Consider the following 17,659-nt stretch of genomic DNA (forward strand, 5'->3'; position numbering starts at 1 on the left):
GGGGGGCTCTGCCCCCCGGACCCCCCGGAGTATTTCCAGCCCAAAGAAGCAGGAGGACGGCGTGAGAGGAGACGGGGACGCTCCGCTTCAGAGTTTCGCCGAAAGCGCGCGGCCCGAGCAGGGACCCCCGCGGCTCGCGGCGCTGCGCGCCGAGATGAAGCGCGAAGGGCTGGACGGGACGATCGTGCCGCGCGCCGACATGTATCAGGGCGAATACGTCGCGCCGCGCGACGACCGGCTGGCCTGGCTGACGGGGTTCACCGGGTCGGCGGGCCTGTGCGTCGTGCTGGCGGATCGCGCCGGAGTGTTCATCGACGGGCGCTACCGGCTGCAGGTGCGCGGCCAGGTCGCGGAGGACTTCACGCCCGTCGACTGGCCCGCCACGCAGCCCTGGGACTGGATCGCCGAGGCGCTGCCCGACGGTGGCCGCGTCGGACTCGATCCCTGGCTGACCACGGTCGAGGGGCTCGCGCGCCTCGAGAAGGGCGCTCCAGGCGTGACCTTCGTGCGCGGCGACAACCTCGTCGACCGGATCTGGGAGGATCAGCCGGAGGCGCCGCTCGGACCGGTGAGCGCGCAATCCGAAGCGCTGGCGGGCCGTGCCCATGCCGACAAGATCGAAGCGCTCGCCAAGGACCTGGGGACCGCCGACGCGACGGTGATCACCCAGCCCGACAGCATCGCCTGGCTCCTGAACATCCGCGGCAGCGACATCCCGCGCAACCCCGTGCCGCACGCCACCGCCATCCTGCACGCGGGCGGGCGGGTGACACTGTTCATCGCCGCGGACAAGATCGCGGAGCTTGGCGACCATCTCGGCGAGCGCGTCACCGTCGCCCCGCCCGACAGCTTCGCGGATGCCCTCGCCACGCTCGAGGGCCCGGTACGGATCGACCCGGCCACCTGCCCCGTTGCCGTCGCGGACATCCTGCGCGCCGCCGGCGCCGCGATCGAGGAGGCACAGGATCCCTGCCTTCTGCCCAAGGCGAAGAAGACCGAGGCGGAGATCGCCGGCGCCCGCGCCGCCCATGCCCGCGACGCCGCCGCGATGGTGCGTTTCCTCGCCTGGCTCGATTCGCAGCCGCCCGGGAGCTTGACGGAGATCGACGTGGTGCGCCGGCTGGAGGCCGAGCGACGCGCCACGGGCGCCTTGCTCGACATCTCCTTCGACACGATCTCGGGCTCCGGCCCGCATGGTGCGATCGTGCACTACCGGGTGACCGAAGCGACCAACGCGCGCGTGGAGGATGGCCAGCTGCTTCTGGTCGATTCGGGCGGACAGTACCGCGACGGCACCACCGACATCACCCGCACCATGCCCGTCGGCAGTGTCGGGGCGGCCGAGCGCGCCGATTTCACCCGCGTTCTGCGCGGGATGATCGCCGTCTCGCGCCTGCGCTGGCCCCGCGGTCTCGCCGGCCGCGATCTCGAAGCGGTGGCGCGCGTGCCGCTGTGGGAGGCGGGGCGCGACTACGGCCACGGCACCGGCCACGGCGTCGGCGCCTATCTCAGCGTGCACGAGGGCCCGCAGCGGCTCTCGCGCAGCGGCACGGTCGCGCTCGAACCCGGCATGATCCTGTCGAACGAGCCGGGGTTCTACCGTGAGGGCGCCTACGGCATCCGCATCGAGAATCTCGTGGTGGTGCAGCCCGCGCCCGAGATCCCGGGCGCCACCGTGAGCGAGATGCTGACCTTCGAGACGCTGACCTACGTGCCCATCGACCGCCGGTTGATCGTGGCCGAGATGCTCACCCGGGCCGAGCGTGACTGGCTCGACGCCTACCACGCGACCTGCCACGCGCGACTTGCGCCGGAACTGGACGCCGAGACGCGCGCATGGCTGGACACGGCCTGTGCGCCGCTGTGACACAATCCTGTGACCCCGCGCGGGGCATAGAGAACATCCAACGAGGGAGAAACCATGAGCGACGATATCAAGATCCGCCCCGCCGACGGCACATGGGTGGTGCGCGCGGGCGGCGCCGTTCTGGGCGAATCCGCGAACGCGCTGGAACTGAGCGAAACCGGCTATCCGGACGTGATCTACTTCCCACGCGACGACATCGCGATGGCGCTTCTCGACCGGACCGACCATGTGTCGACCTGCCCCAAGAAGGGTGAGGCCGTGTATTTCTCCATCATGTCCAAGAGCCGGACCTACCTGAACGCCGTCTGGAGCTACGAGAGCCCGCACGAGGCGGTGTCCGCCATCAAGGGCTACCTCGCCTTCCAGGAACAGGACGGGGTGACGGTGGAGCAGCTCTGACCGGCGCCGCACCATCGTCGGGGCGCGGCGGCCTTCGGCCTTGGCTCCGCGCCGTGACCCCGTTCACATGTGGCGCGGGGCCGCGCAGCGCCGGGCCGCGGACCGGCGATCCCGCCGTCCGAGCAGCGCGCTTTACCGCAGCCACCTCGGCAAGACCTCGGCGCGCCGCGCCAAACCTACCAAATCGCCGGTCCAGGGGGCGGCCCGGCGATCCGCGGCGGCCTATCGGCCTTTATTCCGCGGTTGGACAACGATCACGAGAACCGCATGGCACCCGCTCCACGCCGAGGTCAGCTGTGCTCTTCCTCCGCCGTCGCCGCCAGCGCCCGGTTGTAGGCCTTCAGCGCATCCACGTGGAACAGCGCCCCCTGTAGCTCCAGCGTCCCTGTCTCCGGCGACCGGCGCACGACCGGCAGGAACTCCGCGCTGGTCTCCTCGAACCGAGGCAGCGCTGTCTCCAGAGTCGCGGAGACGTTTACCGAAACGCCTTTCTCGATCATCTCGAGACAGACTTCGGTATCCGCCGCCCCGAGGTCGGTCGGCTTGCGCATCAGCCCCTGCACCCGGAACATGCACAGAAGATAGGCCTGCGGCCCCGCGGCCAGATGCACGTTCCGCCGCTCGACCTGCGTGAGGAAGAACGACCGATCCACCAGCCGCGAGGCCACCGCGATCGACATCGACACTGACACCATCACGGCAAGGCCGGTCTGCCAGTCGCCCGTCAGCTCGAACACGATCAGCGTGGTGGAGATCGGCGCCCCCAGCACGGCCGCCGCCACCGCCCCCATCCCCGCGAGCGCATACAGCGTGTGCGACCCCGACTGGTTCGGAAACAGGCCCGTCGCGATCAACCCGAAGGCCAGCCCGGTCAGCGCCCCGATCATCAATGAAGGCGAGAACACCCCGCCGCCCATGCGACCCGCCATCGTGATCGACAGCGCGGCGACCTTGATCATCACGAAGATCACCGCCTGTTCAGCCGACAGGCTCCCGGTCAGCGCCAGCGACGTGGTCTCGTAACCGACCCCGATGATGTGCGGGAACCAGATCGCAATGACGCCGAGCATCAGGCCCGCCGCCGCCGGCCGCAGGAAGTTGGGCAGGCCAAGCCGATCCTGCCACGCGCTGGCAAGGTCGTCCGAATAGAAGATCGCCCGCATCGTCACCACCGCCACGACGCCGCAGACCAGGCCGAGGATCAGGAAAGCGGGAAGCTCCAGGTAGAACTCCACCGTCGTCGTCCCGGGCAGCCGGAACTCCGTGACGTCTCCGAAGGCGAGCCGGTTGATCACCGTGCCCGCGGCCGAGGCGATCACGATGGGCGCGAAGGCGTGCAGCGCGAAATGCCGCAGGATCACCTCCAGCGCGAAGATCGCCCCGGCGATGGGGGCGTTGAAGCTGGCCGACACCGCCGCCGCCACCGCGCAGCCCAGAAGATCGCGCCCGGTGATGCCGTCGGCATGGATGAGGTTCGCGACCCGCGACGAGATCATCGCGGCGATATGCACCACCGGTCCCTCGCGCCCGGTCGATCCGCCCGTCGACAGCGTGATCCACGAACACAGCGCAGAGGCCATCCCGGCCCGTCCCTCGAGCCGGCCGTCGTTCAGCGCCGCCCCCTCGATCACGTCCGAGACCGAGCGGATGCGCCCGTCCGGCGTGAAGAAATGCACGATGATGCCCACCGCGATACCGCCGAGCGCCGGGATCGCGATGAGCCAGGGCCAGTAGAGTCGCGCGGCGAAACTGGCCAGCAGGCTGGGGTCGTCGACCCCGTAGAGCGTCGATTGCAGCCATTCGATCCCGAGGCGGAAGATCAGCGCGGCGACACCGGCGGCGATGCCGATGGCCAGCGCGATGAACCAGAACTGCACCTGGCTCGGCCCGGCATGGCGCAGGAAATCCCACCCCCGCCGCACACGGCCCATGGCGTCTTTCACCGGTCGCGGAATGCCGTCCCTGCCGTCCATGCTTCCCCGGGCCAAGCGGCGCGATGCCCGCCGCAGCGGCCCCGGCTTAGGACGTCTCGCCCGCCCGGCCAAGGCCCACGCTCGCGAAAACCACGCAAAGCCTGCGACGAAGCCGCGAAATTGCGCGCGTTCAGCCGGCCAGAAGTGCCCGCGCCGCCGCCCGCGCCTCGTCGGTAACGGTATCACCCGACAGCATGCGCGCGATCTCTCCCTCGCGCGCGGCGCGGTCGAGCGCGGTGACCGTCGACAGCGTCGTCTCGTCCGCCACCCGCTTCTCCACCCGCCAGTGATGCGCGCCGAGCGCGGCGACCTGCGGGCTGTGGGTGACGACCAGCACCTGCCCTCCGGTGGCCAGGTCGGACAGGCGCCGCCCCACGGCGTCGGCGGTCGCGCCGCCGACGCCCCGGTCGATCTCGTCGAAGATCATCGTCACGCCGCGGTCGCGCTCCGCCAGGCACACCTTCAGCGCCAGCAGGAACCGCGACAGCTCCCCGCCCGAAGCGATCTTGTCGAGCGGCCCCGACGGCGCGCCGGGGTTGGTGGCCACCGTGAAGGCGACCCCGTCGCGCCCCTCGGGCCCCGGCGCGGCCTCCGCGATCACCGTGCGGAACACCGCGCGCTCCATCTTCAGCGGCGCCAGCTCCGCCGACACCGCCCGGTCGAGCCGTTCCGCCGCCGCGCGCCGCACTGCGCTGAGCCGTTCGGCCTCCGCGTCATAGGCCGTCTCCGCCTCGGACAGCGCCGCCTCCAAAGCGCCGAGCCCCTCGGCGCCGCGGTCGAGCGCCTCCAGCCGGCCCTCCAGCGTCTCGTGCAGCTGCGACAACTCGTCCGGCGCCACCTGGTGCTTGCGCGCCATCGCCCGGATCGCGAACAGCCGCTCCTCCGTGGTCTCCAGATCGTGCGCGTCGAAGCTCAGCCCGTCGAGGCAGGCCTCGATCCCCGACACCGCCTCACCCAGCTCCGTCATCGCCCGGTCGAGCGCGGCCAGCGGCGCATCGAGCGCGCCATCCGCCCCCTCGACCGCACCGTCGAGCCAGCGGGACGCATCGCCCACCGCCTGCTCTGCACCGTCGGAGAGCGCGGCATGGGCGCGAGCGATGTCCTCGCGGATCCGCGCGGCCGCCTGCATCCGGCGGCGTGCCACGTCCAGCGCCTCCTCCTCGCCGGGCTCGGCGGCCAGCTCGCCCAGCTCCTTCACGGCAAAGCGCAGGAAATCCTCCTCCGCCCGCGCGGCCTCCACAGCCTCGCGCGCCTCGCTCAGGGCCCGCTCCGCCGCCGCGCGCTCGGCCCAGGCGCGGCGCACCGCCGCCCGCGCCGCCCCGGCCTCGGCATACTCGTCAAGAAGCGCGCGATGCCCCTTCGGATTGAGCAGCCCGCGATCGTCATGCTGACCGTGCAGCTCCACCAGCCGGTCCGACAGCCGCCGCAGCACCTCGCCCGAGGCGCGGCGGTCGTTGATCCAGGCAGTCTTGCGCCCGTCGCGCCCGTTCACCCGCCGCAGGATCAGCGTGTCCTCCACGGGCAGGCCCGCCTCCTCCAGAACCTCGCGGGCCGGGTGCCCGTCCGGCAGGTCGAACTCGGCCGTCACCTCGCCCTGCGCCGCCCCGGTCCGGACAAGGTCCGCCCGGCCGCGCCAGCCCAGCACGAAGCCGAGCGAATCGAGCAGGATCGACTTGCCGGCCCCGGTCTCGCCGGTCAGCACGTTCAGGCCCGGCTGGAAGACAAGCTCCAGCCGGTCGATGATCAGGATGTCGCGGATCTCGAGCGCGCGCAGCATGACCGAGGATGTAGAGCGAAACCGCCCCCGCCTGCAACGGCCCGCGGTCACCCGCACCGGCTCCGGCTTCTTTGGGCCGCAAATACTCCGGGGTGAATTGGCCGCCCCGCGGCCAAGAGGGGCAGCGCCCCTCAGGGATCCGACCGCATTCGCGGGCTCTGGCCGGCGCGCCCGCGCAGGGCGGGCAATCTGCCTCCCGGGCGCTCAGACGCCGCCGCTCAGAGCCACTCGCCCTTCACCATCTGACGGTAGATCGCCGACAGCCAGTTGTCGCCGGCGGGCCGCATCTCCAGCCCCTGACCGGTGAGAAGCGCGTAGCTGTCCTCGTACCATTCCGTCGACTGGTAGTTGTAGCCCAGGATCGCGCCGGCCGTCTGCGCCTCGTCGGTCAGGCCGAGCGACAGGTAGGCCTCCACCAGCCGGTGCAGCGCCTCCGGCGTATGCGTCGTGGTCTGGAAATCCTCCACAACCACGCGGAAGCGGTTGATCGCCGCCGCGTAATGCTGGCGCTTGAGGTAGTAGCGCCCGATCTCCATCTCCTTGCCGGCGAGGTGATCGAACGCCAGGTCGAATTTCAGGATCGCCGTGCGCGCGTATTCGCTCTCGGGATAGGTCTCGATCACCTGCCGCAGCGATTGCAGCGCCTGGAATGTCAGGCCCTGGTCACGGCCGACTTCCTCGATCTGATCATAGTAGCTCAGCGCCAGCAGATACTGCGCGTAGGCGGCATCGTCGTCCAGCGGGTAGAAGTCGATGAAGCGCTGCGCGGCGGCGCGGCTGTTCTCGTAATCGCCGTCCTGGTGATACGCGAAGGCCTGCATGATAAGCGCCCGCTTGGCCCATTCCGAATACGGATACAGCCGCTCCACCTCGCCGAAATAGGTCGCCGCGTCGTCCTCGCGATTGCGCTCGAGTTCGAACTCGCCCCGCTCGAAGATCTGCTCGGCGGTGAAGTTCTCGAGCGGCACGCCGCCCGGTCCTGTGCCCGGCCCGCTGCCGTCGCCGCAGCCCGCGAGCAGACCTGCCACCACCGCGAGTCCGACCCAGGAAAACCGCCTGTTGCCCCCTGTCATACCGGATCACCTCAGCCCTCTGCGGAGCCTGCCGCCCCTTCTTCCCCACGCCTCTAGCATAGAAAATTTCGGTGCAAAACGGCTTTGGGTCACTTCACCGCGCGCGGCGCCCCGGCGCCGATGCGAAAATCGCCCCGGCCTTGCAACCAGGGCGATCCTGTCGCGTCTATTGAAACGGTTCCTGCCGTCACGCGACGGCGGGAATCTCTTCGGGCTGGATGCCCACGCCCGGCAGACGCGCCCGCGCGTCGCCTGCGACTTCCACCAGCCGGAACGCGGCCGGATTGCGGAACAGCGCGTGCAGCAGCAGGTTGGTCATCGCGTGACCCGCCTTGTAGCCCTCGTAATGGCCAATGATCGGCCGTCCGGCGAGTGCGAGATCGCCGAGCGCGTCGAGCATCTTGTGACGCACCGCCTCGTCGGCGTGCCGCAGCCCTCCGGGCGACAGTACCTCGTCGCCCTCGACCACGACGGCATTGTCGTAGGTGCCACCGAGCGCCAGCCCCTGCGCGCGCATCGCATCGACATCGGCGCGGCGGCAGAAGGTGCGGCTGTCCGACAACTCCCGCACGAAGGTGCCGTTGGAGAGGTTGAGCGCCTTTTCCTGCGTGCCGATCGCCGCATCGGCAAAGCTGATGTGGAAATCCATGGTCAGCCCCTGCCCCGGGGACAGGCGTGCCCAGCCGTTGTCGGTCTGCACGGTGACCGGCTCCAGCACCTCGAGCGCGCGCACCGGCGCGTTCAGGCTGCGCAGCCCGCGCGACAGGATCCCCCGCACGAAGGGTGCGGCCGAGCCGTCGAGAATCGGCACTTCCGGGCCGTCGATCTCCACCAGCGCGTTGTGCACGCCGCAGCCGGCCAGCGCGGCCATCACGTGCTCGATGGTCTGAACCTCGACGCCGGCCGCGTTGCGGATGCGGGTGCAGAGCGGCGAGCGGTCCACCGCGTCCCAGATCGCCGGCACCATCGTATCGCCGAGCCGGATGTCCGTGCGCTTGAACCAGATACCGTGCTCGGCGCCGGCGGGGCGGATCGTCAGACGTGCGTTGCGACCGGAGTGGAGCCCCACTCCGGCGAAGGCGATCGGTGCGCGGACAGTCGTTTGCACGGCTCGGCTCCAGTCTGACTCATCGCAAGAGGCACCACGCCCCCTGCCGCTACACCGGAGATAGAGACGGGCAGGGTTTCGCTCAAATCAAAGATTGCAACGCTCTGAAACATGCCGCGGCCCAGCGCGGCGGCCCGCAAATAACCATCCTACAACAAAAAACGCCCCCTCCAAGGAGGGGGCGCCGATCGTCCGCTGGGCCGCGGTGTTCAGTTTGCCTGGCGCCGCAGGAAGGCCGGGATCTCGATCTTGTCCTGATCCTCTTCGACGTGCTCGTCCTGCACCGGCTCGGGCCGGCGGGACTGCACCGGGGGCTGGCGGCGGGCCGTCGCGGCGGCGGGCGCCGCCTCCTGCCCGTGGCCGGTCATCCGGTTGATGAGGGAATTGATTCCGAAGCGTGTCTTTTCGTGCTCCGCAGCGCTTTGCGCGGCGGCGCGCTGCGGCGCCGGTTGCTGCCGTTGCGGCTGCTGCTGTTGCGGCTGGGACGCAGCGCGGCCGGCAGGCGCCTGAGTGCGGGCTGCCGCGGCCTGCAAGCGCGCCAGCGCCTCGGGCGACGGCGTGCCAGGCGCCGGGGCACGCGGCGCCACGTAGCTCTCGGGGCCTTCTTCGGGTTCCACTTCGACGGCGCGCGGCTCGAACTCCGCGACCTTGGGCTGGTAAGCCGGCGGCGGCAGACCGTCGTCGTCCTGCCGGCCGTCTTCCTCGAACACGTTGCCCATACCGTCGTCGGCGCGCTCGGCGTTCATGTCCTCGAACAGCGTCGGTTCCTGCTGCTCCGACGCGCGGGCGGCCGGGGCTTCGGGCTGCGGATCGGCGACCGGGGACGGGCGCGACGGCGTCTCGGAGATCTTCGGTGCCGCGTGGGCGACGTCTTCGGCCTCCACGTTCTGACGCAGCGGCTCGCGCAGACTGCGGCGCGGCACCGGGATCTCGGTGTTCACGTCGGTCGCGTCGATGCCGGTGGCGACGACGGACACGCGCATCTGGCCTTCCATCGTCTGGTCCAGCGTCGAGCCGACGATGATGTTGGCATCCGCGTCCACTTCCTCGCGGATGCGGTTGGCCGCCTCGTCGAGTTCGAACAGCGTCAGGTCGTGGCCGCCGGTGATGTTGATCAGCACGCCCTTGGCACCGCGCAGGCTGATCTCGTCGAGCAACGGGTTGGCGATGGCCTTCTCGGCGGCCTGGATCGCGCGATCCTCGCCGTCGGCCTCGCCCGTGCCCATCATCGCCTTGCCCATCTCGTCCATCACCGCGCGCACGTCGGCGAAGTCGAGGTTGATGAGGCCCGGACGCACCATCAGGTCGGTCACGCCCTTCACGCCCTGGTACAGAACGTCGTCGGCCATCGAGAACGCCTCGGTGAAGGTCGTCTTCTCGTTGGCCAGGCGGAACAGGTTCTGGTTGGGGATGATGATGAGCGTGTCGACGACCTTCTGCAGCGCCTCGACGCCGTCCTCGGCCTGGCGCATGCGCTTGGAGCCCTCGAACTGGAAGGGCTTCGTGACGACGCCGACGGTCAGCACGCCCAGCTCGCGCGCGGCCTGCGCGATGATCGGCGCGGCGCCGGTACCGGTGCCGCCGCCCATGCCGGCGGTGATGAAGCACATATGCGCGCCGGCCAGGTGATCGACGATGTTCTCGATCGACTCCTCGGCCGCAGCAGCGCCGACGGAGGCGCGCGCCCCGGCGCCCAGACCCTCGGTCACCTTCACGCCAAGCTGGATGCGGTTGTCGGCCATCGACTGCTGCAGCGCCTGCGCGTCGGTATTCGCAACCACGAAGTCGCAGCCGTCGAGCGCCTTCTCGATCATGTTGTTGACGGCGTTACCGCCTGCCCCGCCCACGCCGAAGACCGTGATCCGCGGCTTGAGATCGTCCTGACCGGGCACCGTAAGGTTGAGTGTCATCTGGTTTCCGCCTGCTTGCTCTGGGCTTCGAAACAGCCCTTTTTCCGCCTGTTTCCCCCGATTCTATCGTCAGCAGCCTCTGACGTCACGCAAAAAACACGCAAATCATACCAAATGCGGCCATTCAACCGGCTTGATTCCGCCCGATATACGCGCTCACCGCATATATGGCGTCTACCAGTTATCCCGGAACCACCTGACAGCCCGCCCGAAGGCGCGGCCGCTCAGCCGCTCCACCGGGATCTCGAAGTCCCACCATTCGTCCTGCGGATGCGCCGCAAAGAGGCACAGGCCCACCGCGCTGGCAAAGCCCGGCCCCGTGGCCGCCTGCGGCAGGCCATGCACGCGCATCGGCCGGCCCAGCCGCACCTGCTGGCCGAGGATCTTCGAGGCCAGCCCATCGAGCCCCGGGATCTGGCTGCCGCCGCCGGTCAGCACGATCTGCTGGCTCGGCAGGTATTCGAAACCTGCCGCGTCGAGCCGCGCGCGCACTTCCTCGAGGATCTCCTCGACCCGCGGGCGCATGATGCCGATCAGCTCGGCGCGGCTCACCGTGCGGCGGTCGTGGTGCCAGTCGCCGGTGTCGCCGCCCATCTCGATCATCTCGCGGTCGTCCATGCCGGTGGCGACGACGCCGCCGTAGAACGTCTTGATCCGCTCCGCCGTCGCCATCGGCACTTGCAGGCCCATGGAGATGTCGCCGGTGACGTGGTCGCCGCCCATCTTCACCGCGTCGGCATAGATCATATGCTTTTTCATGAAGATCGACACGCCGGTCGCGCCGCCGCCCATGTCGATGCAGGCCGCACCCAGCTCCTGTTCGTCTTCCACCAGGGCGGAGATCCCGCTGGCATAGCCCGACGACGCGATCCCGGCGAGTTCGAGATCGCATCGCTTCACGCATTGCGCGAGGTTCTGAACCGCCATCGCGTCAACCGTCAGCATGTGCATGTCGGTGGCCAGTTCCTGCCCGATCTGTCCGCGCGGGTCGGACAGCCCGGACCGGTGGTCGAGCGCAAAGTTCACCGGCTGGGCGTGCAGCACTTCCCGGTCGTGGCCGAATTCCGGCACGTCGCAGGCCGACAGGACGCGGGCGATATCCTGCTCGCTGACGGTGGTGCCGTGCAGCTCCACCTTGCCGGTCAGCCCGTAGCTGCGCGGCTCGGCGCCCGAAAAGCAGGCGATGACATGGTCGACCCGGATCTGCGCCATTTTCTGCGCCGCCTGCACGGCGGTGCGGATCGCGCGCTCGGTCTCCTGCATCGCGCTGATCTCGCCGAAGCGGACCCCGCGCGAACGCGTCGTCGCCGCGCCGATCACCCGGAAGCCCGACTGACCTGCCAGCGATCCGACACCGTCGATGTCGCTGAATTTCTCGCTCCCGTCGAAGCGCAGCACGAGGCACGCGATCTTGGAGCTCCCGACGTCCAGGATGGCGACCACACCGCGCTGCATGGCTGCCTTGCGCATGTTGCGCATCGCCCGCTGGGATTCGTAGAGCTCGATCATCTCAGTTCTCTTCCCCCGTCTCTATCGCCTTGATCCGCCAGAGTTCTTCCAGCGCGTGATCGGTCATCCGAAGCGTCGGCCGCTGCGCCAGGCGCAGGTCCACCGCCACCAGGTCGCGCGCCAGAAGGTCGACCGCGTCGTCCATCGCGATGGCGCGCTCGAGGGCGCTCACCGCACCCTCTTCGGGCAGCATGATCCGCTGGCCGCGATCCAGCACCACGTCCCAGCGCCGCTCGCCCTTGCGCACGAGGCCGCGCAGCCGATCCCTGATCGGCGCCGCCGCCTCGAAAAGCGCGATCGCCTCGCCCACCGCCGCGTCAGCGCCCGTGCCGGCGATCACCGGCAAGCCGGGATGGGCGCTGCGGGCGACGGCCGGGCCGACCCCCACGCCCTCCTCGTCGACGAGCGTCAGGCCCGTCGCGGTCCGCCACAGCACCGCCGGCACCCTCTCGGTCACAGCGATCTGCAGCGTCCCGCCCTGGCGGATGCGCAGATGCGCGGACTTCACCGCCGGCAGCGCAACCACCGCCTCGCGCATCGCGTCGAGATCGAGGTGGAAGGACGAGATCGGCAGGTTGACCGCGAGCGCGTCGCGCACGTTCTCGGCCAGCGCGTCCGAGGCGCCGTCGACGGCCATCAGCTTGACCATGAATTCCGGGCGCTCCTGGACCACAGCCTTCAGGTCGCTCCAGGCAAGCGCGATGCGCTCCTGCGTCGCCGGCTGGCTGAGCCACAGCGTCGCCGCGCCGAATGTCACCGCCAGCGGAATCCCGACGCGCAGGATCAGCCGGTAGAGCGGCGTCAGCATCATCCGCTGCATCCGGTAGCGCAGCCGCGACGGCGCGGGATCGGTCCGGGTCACCTGTTGCACGAGGCGTCCTCCACCAGATGACGGCACATCTGCCCGAAGGAGATACCCACCGACTCGCCCTGTTCCGGGGTGAGCGATGTAGGCGTCATGCCCGGCTGCGTGTTGGTCTCAAGCAGGATCAGCCCGTCCCGGCCGCGGCTCTCGTCCCAGCGGAAATCGGTGCGGCTGATCCCGCGGCAGCCGAGCGCGCGATGCGCGCGCTCGGCGAAGCCCAGACAGGTCTCGAAGATGTTCTGCGGGATCTCGGCGGGAACGACGTGGCGCGACCCGCCCGGCTTGTACTTGGCGTCGTAATCGTACCAGCCGTCTGTGATGATGTCGGTCACGCTCAGTGCCCGATCGCCCAGCACGGTCGTCGTCAGCTCGCGCCCCGGGGCGAAGGCCTCGACCATCACGATCTCCGGCATCGTCTCGGCCAGTTGCGGCGGCCCGTTGGTGCCGTCCGTCACAAGGTAGACCCCGACCGACGAGCCCTCGTTGTAGGGCTTCACCACGTATGGCGGCTCCATCACGTGCCCCGCGACGACCTCGGCCTTGCCGGCCTGCAGGCTCTCGACCACGGGCAGCCCTTCCCGGCGGTAGATTTCCTTGGTGCGGATCTTGTCCATCGCGAGCGCGGAGGCGAGCACACCGGAATGGGTGTAGGGGATCCCCATCCATTCGAGCAGGCCCTGCACCGCGCCATCCTCGCCCAGGGGGCCGTGCAGCGCGTTGAAACAGACGTCGGGGGAAATCTCGGACAGGCGCATGGCAAGATCGCGGCCGCAATCGACCTCGATGACCTCGAACCCTTCGCTCCGCAAAGCGGCGGCACATTCGCGCCCGCTCGACAGGGACACCTCGCGCTCCGCCGAGATGCCACCCATCAACACTGCCACTTTCGGGTTTGTCCTGCTCGACATCCCCAAAACGCCTCATGTCTCGCGCCTCCGCCGCGCGGCTGCGCGCGGTCGGGACCCGTTGTTATATCGTGCAACCTGCCTGCGGTCGCTCTCGCCGGTTACCCGGTCTGCTCGGGGGTGGTTCCGGGGCACCGAAGCGGCCCGTCCACCCTCAGTCGCGCGCCGGTTCTCCGACGCGCATGATTTCCCAGTGTAGTGATATTCCACTGGATTGAAAAACGTTTTTTCGCACTTCCTCGCCCAAACCTTCGAGATCGGCCCCGGTTGCGCCGCCGGTGTTGATGAGGAAGTTGGAGTGCTTTTCCGACATCTGCGCGCCGCCGCGAGTCGCCCCGCGCATGCCCGCATCGTCGATCACCTTCCACGCCTTCAGGTCGTGCACGTCGTCCGCGCGGCCGGTGGAGGAAAAGCCCGCCGGGTTGCGGAAGGTCGACCCCGCCGTGCGCTCCTTCGTCGGCTGGCTGGCGTCGCGCCGGGCGAGCTGGTCTTCCATCTTCGCCTCCAGCGCCTCGGGCTCGCCCGGAGGCCCTGCGAAGGTCGCCTCCACGATGACCGCCCCCTCGGGCAGGTCGGTCTCGCGGTATCGGAAGTTGAGATCGGCCGCCGTCAGCGTCGTCAATGAGCCGTCGCGCAGGACCGCCCTGGCCTCCACGAAGGCATCGGCGACGTAGGTACCGTAGCAGCCGGCGTTCATCCGCACCGCGCCGCCCACCGCGCCGGGAATCGTGCGCAGGAAGGTCAGGTCGAGTCCCGCCGCCGCCGCCTTGCGCGCGACATGAGCGTCGAGAGCGGCGGCCCCGGCGACAACGCACCCATCACCGGGCTCGATCGAGTTGAACCCGCGGCCGAGCCGGATCACCACGGCGCGCAAGCCCCCGTCGCGCACGATGAGATTCGAGCCCACCCCCATCGGGAACACCGCTACATCGGGATCGAGCGCGCCGAGGAAGTCCTGCAAGTCCGCGACATCGGCGGGCTGGAAGAGCCAATCCGCCGGCCCGCCCACGCGCAGCCAGGTCAGATCGGAAAGGAGGCGATCCGGCGTCAGCCGGCCGCGCACGTCAGGTAGCGTGATCGTCATGCACCGCCTCCTGCCCGTCCCGTCGCCGGTGGTAAAGCCCCGTCAGCACCCCGATGCCGGACCCGACCATGGCCGGCAGGCACATAAGCGCCGCCGCGACCGTGTAGCCGAGGCCGTCCCAGTCCGGAAGCCGTCGGGCCTGCCAGATCAGCCACGCCATCAGCAGACCGAGCAAGGCGGTCCATATCGCCACCAGCGGCCAGCGGCCGGACCGATCTGCGACATGCGCCGCAAGGACCCCGGCGCCGAGGCAGGTGATCGGAACGACGTAGACCATCGGAGGGCGCCCTCACGCGACCGGGCCGGCGTCAGGCCTCGGGCGCCACTTGCCGCCGCGCCCAGCGACCGAAAGAGCGCACCGGCCAGCGCAGGACGCTCATACCCGCGGCAAGCGCCAGCAGACCGATCCAGGGGCCGTTTTCGTAGGTGACAAAGCCCAGAAGCGGAATTCCGACGGCAATGAGGATATAGGCCCGGGTCCAGTGGCTGTCACGTGACGGTATCATCGCCATCACGTTGGCGGCCACCACCCAGATCAGTGCCAAAACCAGCGACAATGTCATCTCAGCATCTCCCCGATCCGCACGACTTTCCTTAAGGTTGTATAGCACACTGGGGGCCGAAACCCAGCGGCGGAGACCGCCATTGCACAAATGGCGTGCACAACGCTCATGCCGCCGCCTCCAGGCGCCGGGTCAACCCGTGTGCCCAGGCGCTGATCGTCCCCGCGCCGAGGCACACGACCATATCGCCCGGCTGCGCCTGTTCGCGCACGAGCCGCTCCAGGTCGTCCTCGTCGCGGATTGCCCGCGCGTGGCGGTGGCCATGCCGCACGAGCCCCGCCACAAGGTCGTCGCGTCCCGCCCCTTCGATCGGATCCTCGCCGGCGGCATAGACATCGGCGATGGCGACCACGTCAGCTTCGTTGAAGCAGGCGCAGAAATCGTCGAAGAGGCTTGCCAGCCGCGAATAGCGGTGCGGCTGGTGCACTGCGATCACCCGGCCCTCGCAGGCCTGCCGCGCGGCCTTCAGCACCGCCGAAATCTCCACCGGGTGGTGGCCGTAATCGTCGATCACCGTCACCCCGTCAATTTCGCCCACCCGGGTAAACCGTCGGTTAACGCCGCCGAAATTGGCCAGCGCCGCGCGGATTTCCTCGCGCTTCATGCCCAGGTGGCGGGCCACCGCCACCGCCGACAGCGCGTTCGACACGTTGTGATCGCCCGGCATCGGCAGGGTGCAGCCCTCGATCACCGCGTCCTCGGCCTGCAGCGCCACGTCGAAATGCGCGATGCCGCGCTCGTAGCGCAGATTCACCGCGCGCACGTCGGCCTGCGTGTTGAACCCGTAGGTCAACACCCGCCGGTCGGTGATCTTGCCCACCAGCCGCTGCACCTCCTCGTGGTCGGTGCAGCACACGGCGAGCCCGTAGAACGGGATGTTCGACACGAAGTCGAGGAAACCTTGGCGCAGCTTCTCGAAATCGCCCCAATGGTCGAGGTGTTCGGGGTCGATATTGGTGACGATGGCCACCGTCGCGGGCAGGCGGTTGAAGGTGCCGTCGCTCTCGTCGGCCTCCACCACCATCCATTCGCCCTGCCCCATCCGGGCGTTCGAACCGTAGGCGTGGATGATGCCGCCGTTGACCACGGTCGGATCGTAGTCGCCGGCCACCAGTAGCGTCGCCACCATGGTCGTCGTCGTCGTCTTGCCGTGCGTGCCGGCGACCGCGACGTTGGATTTCAGGCGCATCAACTCGGCCAGCATCTCGGCCCGGCGCACCACCGGCAGTCCCTTGGCACGGGCGGCGTCAAGCTCCGCGTTGCCCGGCTTGATCGCCGAGGAAATCACGATCACCTCCGCGCCCTCGAGGTTCTCGGCGCTCTGGCCGACGAAGATCCGCGCGCCGAGACCCTCAAGCCGCTCGGTGATCTTCGAGGATTTCAGGTCCGACCCCTGCACGTTGTAGCCGAGGTTCAGCAGCACCTCGGCGATGCCGGACATGCCGATCCCGCCGATCCCGACGAAATGGATGGGGCCCACGTCGGTGGGCAGCTTGGTGGCGGCATTCATCTGCTCTTGTCCTTTTCTGCCAGGTCTTCGACCAGCGCGGCGAGCTCTTCGGCCGCCTCGGGCCGGCCAACACTCAGCGCCGCGCGGTGCATCTGCAACGCGCCGTCGGGGTCCTCGAGCACGGCGCGGATCGCGTCCGTCATCGCCTCGACGGTCAGTTTCGATTCGGGAATGCGGATCGCGGCGCCCGCCTCGGTCAGTTGCCGCGCATTCGCGGTCTGGTGGTCGCCCGCGGCGGCGGCGAAGGGGATAAGCACCGATGGCCGGCCGATCACGCTCAGATCCGCCACCGACGACGCGCCGGAGCGCGAGATGACGAGCTGCGCCTCGCTCATCCGCGCGGGAATGTCGTGGAAGAACGGTTCGACCTCGGCATCGACCCCGTTCTCGGCGTAGTATGAGGCCACCCGCTCGCCGTCCTCGTCGCGGGCCTGGTGGCTGACGCGCAGGTGGCGCAGCGTCTCCATGGGCAGCGACGCGATGGCCGGCGGCACCACGTCCGACAGGATTCGCGCGCCCTGGCTGCCGCCGATGACGAGGATCGACATCGGGTAATCGCCCGGCACGATATAGCCGGCGCCGGCCCTCTCCCACACCGCGCGGCGCACCGGGTTGCCGGTATGCACGGCCTCGACGCCCTCGGGCAGCTCGGTCGGCCAGGTGCCGCAGGCGACGACGTCGACGCGCTTCGCGAAAATCTCGTTCACACGGCCGAGAATGCCGTTCTGTTCGTGGATCATGCGCGGCAACTTGAGCAGCGTCGCCGCGCCCAGCGCCGGGATCGACGGGTAGCCGCCGAAGCCGACGACCACGTCCGGCCGGTCGCGCCGCATCCGCGCGGCCATCGACAGCACGCCCCCGGCAATCCGGAACGGCGCGGCCGCCTTGGCCAGGATCCCGCCGCGCGCGAAAGTGGCCGACGACACCTGCTCGACCTCCACCGCGTGGGAGAAGCCGCCGGTGTAGCGCGCGCCGCGCGCATCGGTCGACAGCTTCACCCGCCAGCCGCGCGCCAGGAGCGCCTCGGACAACGCCTGTGCGGGGAACATATGCCCTCCGGTGCCGCCCGCGGCGATCACGATGAGTCTCTGTCGGTCGGTCACGGCCATGTCTCGC

General features: G+C 69.4%; 15 protein-coding genes. 2 read left to right on the forward strand and 13 right to left on the reverse strand.

Annotation, left to right across the window (positions count from 1 at the left end; translation table 11 throughout):
- Positions 1–61: 61 nt before the first annotated feature.
- Both F3H57_RS02560 and F3H57_RS02565 read left to right on the forward strand, forming a co-directional pair.
- The gene (locus F3H57_RS02560; RefSeq protein WP_223162918.1) at positions 62–1,867 is read left to right on the forward strand and encodes an aminopeptidase P family protein; all 1,806 of its coding nucleotides are present in this window, start codon (positions 62–64) and stop codon (positions 1,865–1,867) included.
- A gap of 54 nt (positions 1,868–1,921) precedes the next feature.
- A complete protein-coding gene (locus tag F3H57_RS02565) occupies positions 1,922–2,266 on the forward strand; it encodes a DUF427 domain-containing protein (protein WP_149754288.1) in 345 nt (114 codons plus the stop codon).
- 290 nt (positions 2,267–2,556) lie between these two features.
- Here the strand turns inward: F3H57_RS02565 and F3H57_RS02570 are convergent, their stop codons facing one another.
- From F3H57_RS02570 to F3H57_RS02630, 13 genes are all read right to left on the reverse strand, one after another.
- Positions 2,557–4,239, reverse strand: coding sequence for a chloride channel protein (locus F3H57_RS02570; protein ID WP_149754289.1), 1,683 nt, complete (start codon positions 4,237–4,239; stop codon positions 2,557–2,559).
- Positions 4,240–4,369: 130 nt separating this feature from the next.
- Positions 4,370–6,016, reverse strand: coding sequence for a DNA repair protein RecN (recN, locus tag F3H57_RS02575; RefSeq protein WP_149754290.1), 1,647 nt, complete (start codon positions 6,014–6,016; stop codon positions 4,370–4,372).
- Between the two features lie 218 nt (positions 6,017–6,234).
- Positions 6,235–7,089, reverse strand: a complete 855-nt coding sequence (locus F3H57_RS02580; RefSeq protein ID WP_149754291.1) for an outer membrane protein assembly factor BamD — start codon at positions 7,087–7,089, stop codon at positions 6,235–6,237.
- A 187-nt stretch (positions 7,090–7,276) separates the two neighbouring features.
- Positions 7,277–8,197 carry a UDP-3-O-acyl-N-acetylglucosamine deacetylase gene (gene lpxC, locus F3H57_RS02585; RefSeq protein ID WP_149754292.1) on the reverse strand — a complete coding sequence of 307 codons (921 nt, stop codon included), beginning with the start codon at positions 8,195–8,197 and terminating at the stop codon, positions 7,277–7,279.
- 209 nt (positions 8,198–8,406) lie between these two features.
- Complete coding sequence (gene ftsZ, locus F3H57_RS02590) at positions 8,407–10,107, reverse strand: cell division protein FtsZ (protein ID WP_149754293.1); 1,701 nt, start codon at positions 10,105–10,107, stop codon at positions 8,407–8,409.
- Between the two features lie 174 nt (positions 10,108–10,281).
- Positions 10,282–11,616: a cell division protein FtsA gene (ftsA, locus tag F3H57_RS02595; protein ID WP_149754294.1), complete on the reverse strand. Its 1,335-nt coding sequence runs from the start codon at positions 11,614–11,616 to the stop codon at positions 10,282–10,284.
- Between the two features lies 1 nt (position 11,617).
- Entirely contained in the window at positions 11,618–12,487 is an 870-nt protein-coding gene (locus tag F3H57_RS02600; protein ID WP_223162919.1) for a cell division protein FtsQ/DivIB, read from the reverse strand.
- Positions 12,475–13,395 carry a D-alanine--D-alanine ligase gene (locus F3H57_RS02605; RefSeq protein ID WP_223162920.1) on the reverse strand — a complete coding sequence of 307 codons (921 nt, stop codon included), beginning with the start codon at positions 13,393–13,395 and terminating at the stop codon, positions 12,475–12,477. Before F3H57_RS02605 ends, F3H57_RS02600 begins: the two co-directional genes overlap by 13 nt.
- A 145-nt stretch (positions 13,396–13,540) precedes the next feature.
- The gene (gene murB / locus F3H57_RS02610; RefSeq protein WP_149754296.1) at positions 13,541–14,470 is read right to left on the reverse strand and encodes a UDP-N-acetylmuramate dehydrogenase; all 930 of its coding nucleotides are present in this window, start codon (positions 14,468–14,470) and stop codon (positions 13,541–13,543) included.
- Complete coding sequence (locus tag F3H57_RS02615) at positions 14,451–14,747, reverse strand: hypothetical protein (RefSeq protein WP_149754297.1); 297 nt, start codon at positions 14,745–14,747, stop codon at positions 14,451–14,453. Before F3H57_RS02615 ends, murB begins: the two co-directional genes overlap by 20 nt.
- Before the next feature lie 31 nt (positions 14,748–14,778).
- On the reverse strand, positions 14,779–15,033 hold the full coding sequence (locus F3H57_RS02620) for a DUF2484 family protein (RefSeq protein WP_149754298.1): 255 nt from the start codon (positions 15,031–15,033) through the stop codon (positions 14,779–14,781).
- A gap of 106 nt (positions 15,034–15,139) precedes the next feature.
- Positions 15,140–16,543, reverse strand: a complete 1,404-nt coding sequence (murC, locus tag F3H57_RS02625; protein ID WP_149754299.1) for a UDP-N-acetylmuramate--L-alanine ligase — start codon at positions 16,541–16,543, stop codon at positions 15,140–15,142.
- Positions 16,540–17,652, reverse strand: a complete 1,113-nt coding sequence (locus F3H57_RS02630; RefSeq protein WP_149754300.1) for a UDP-N-acetylglucosamine--N-acetylmuramyl-(pentapeptide) pyrophosphoryl-undecaprenol N-acetylglucosamine transferase — start codon at positions 17,650–17,652, stop codon at positions 16,540–16,542. Before F3H57_RS02630 ends, murC begins: the two co-directional genes overlap by 4 nt.
- Positions 17,653–17,659: the final 7 nt, after the last annotated feature.

Source organism: Roseivivax sediminis (genome assembly GCF_900112685.1).
Taxonomy (GTDB): domain Bacteria; phylum Pseudomonadota; class Alphaproteobacteria; order Rhodobacterales; family Rhodobacteraceae; genus Roseivivax; species Roseivivax sediminis.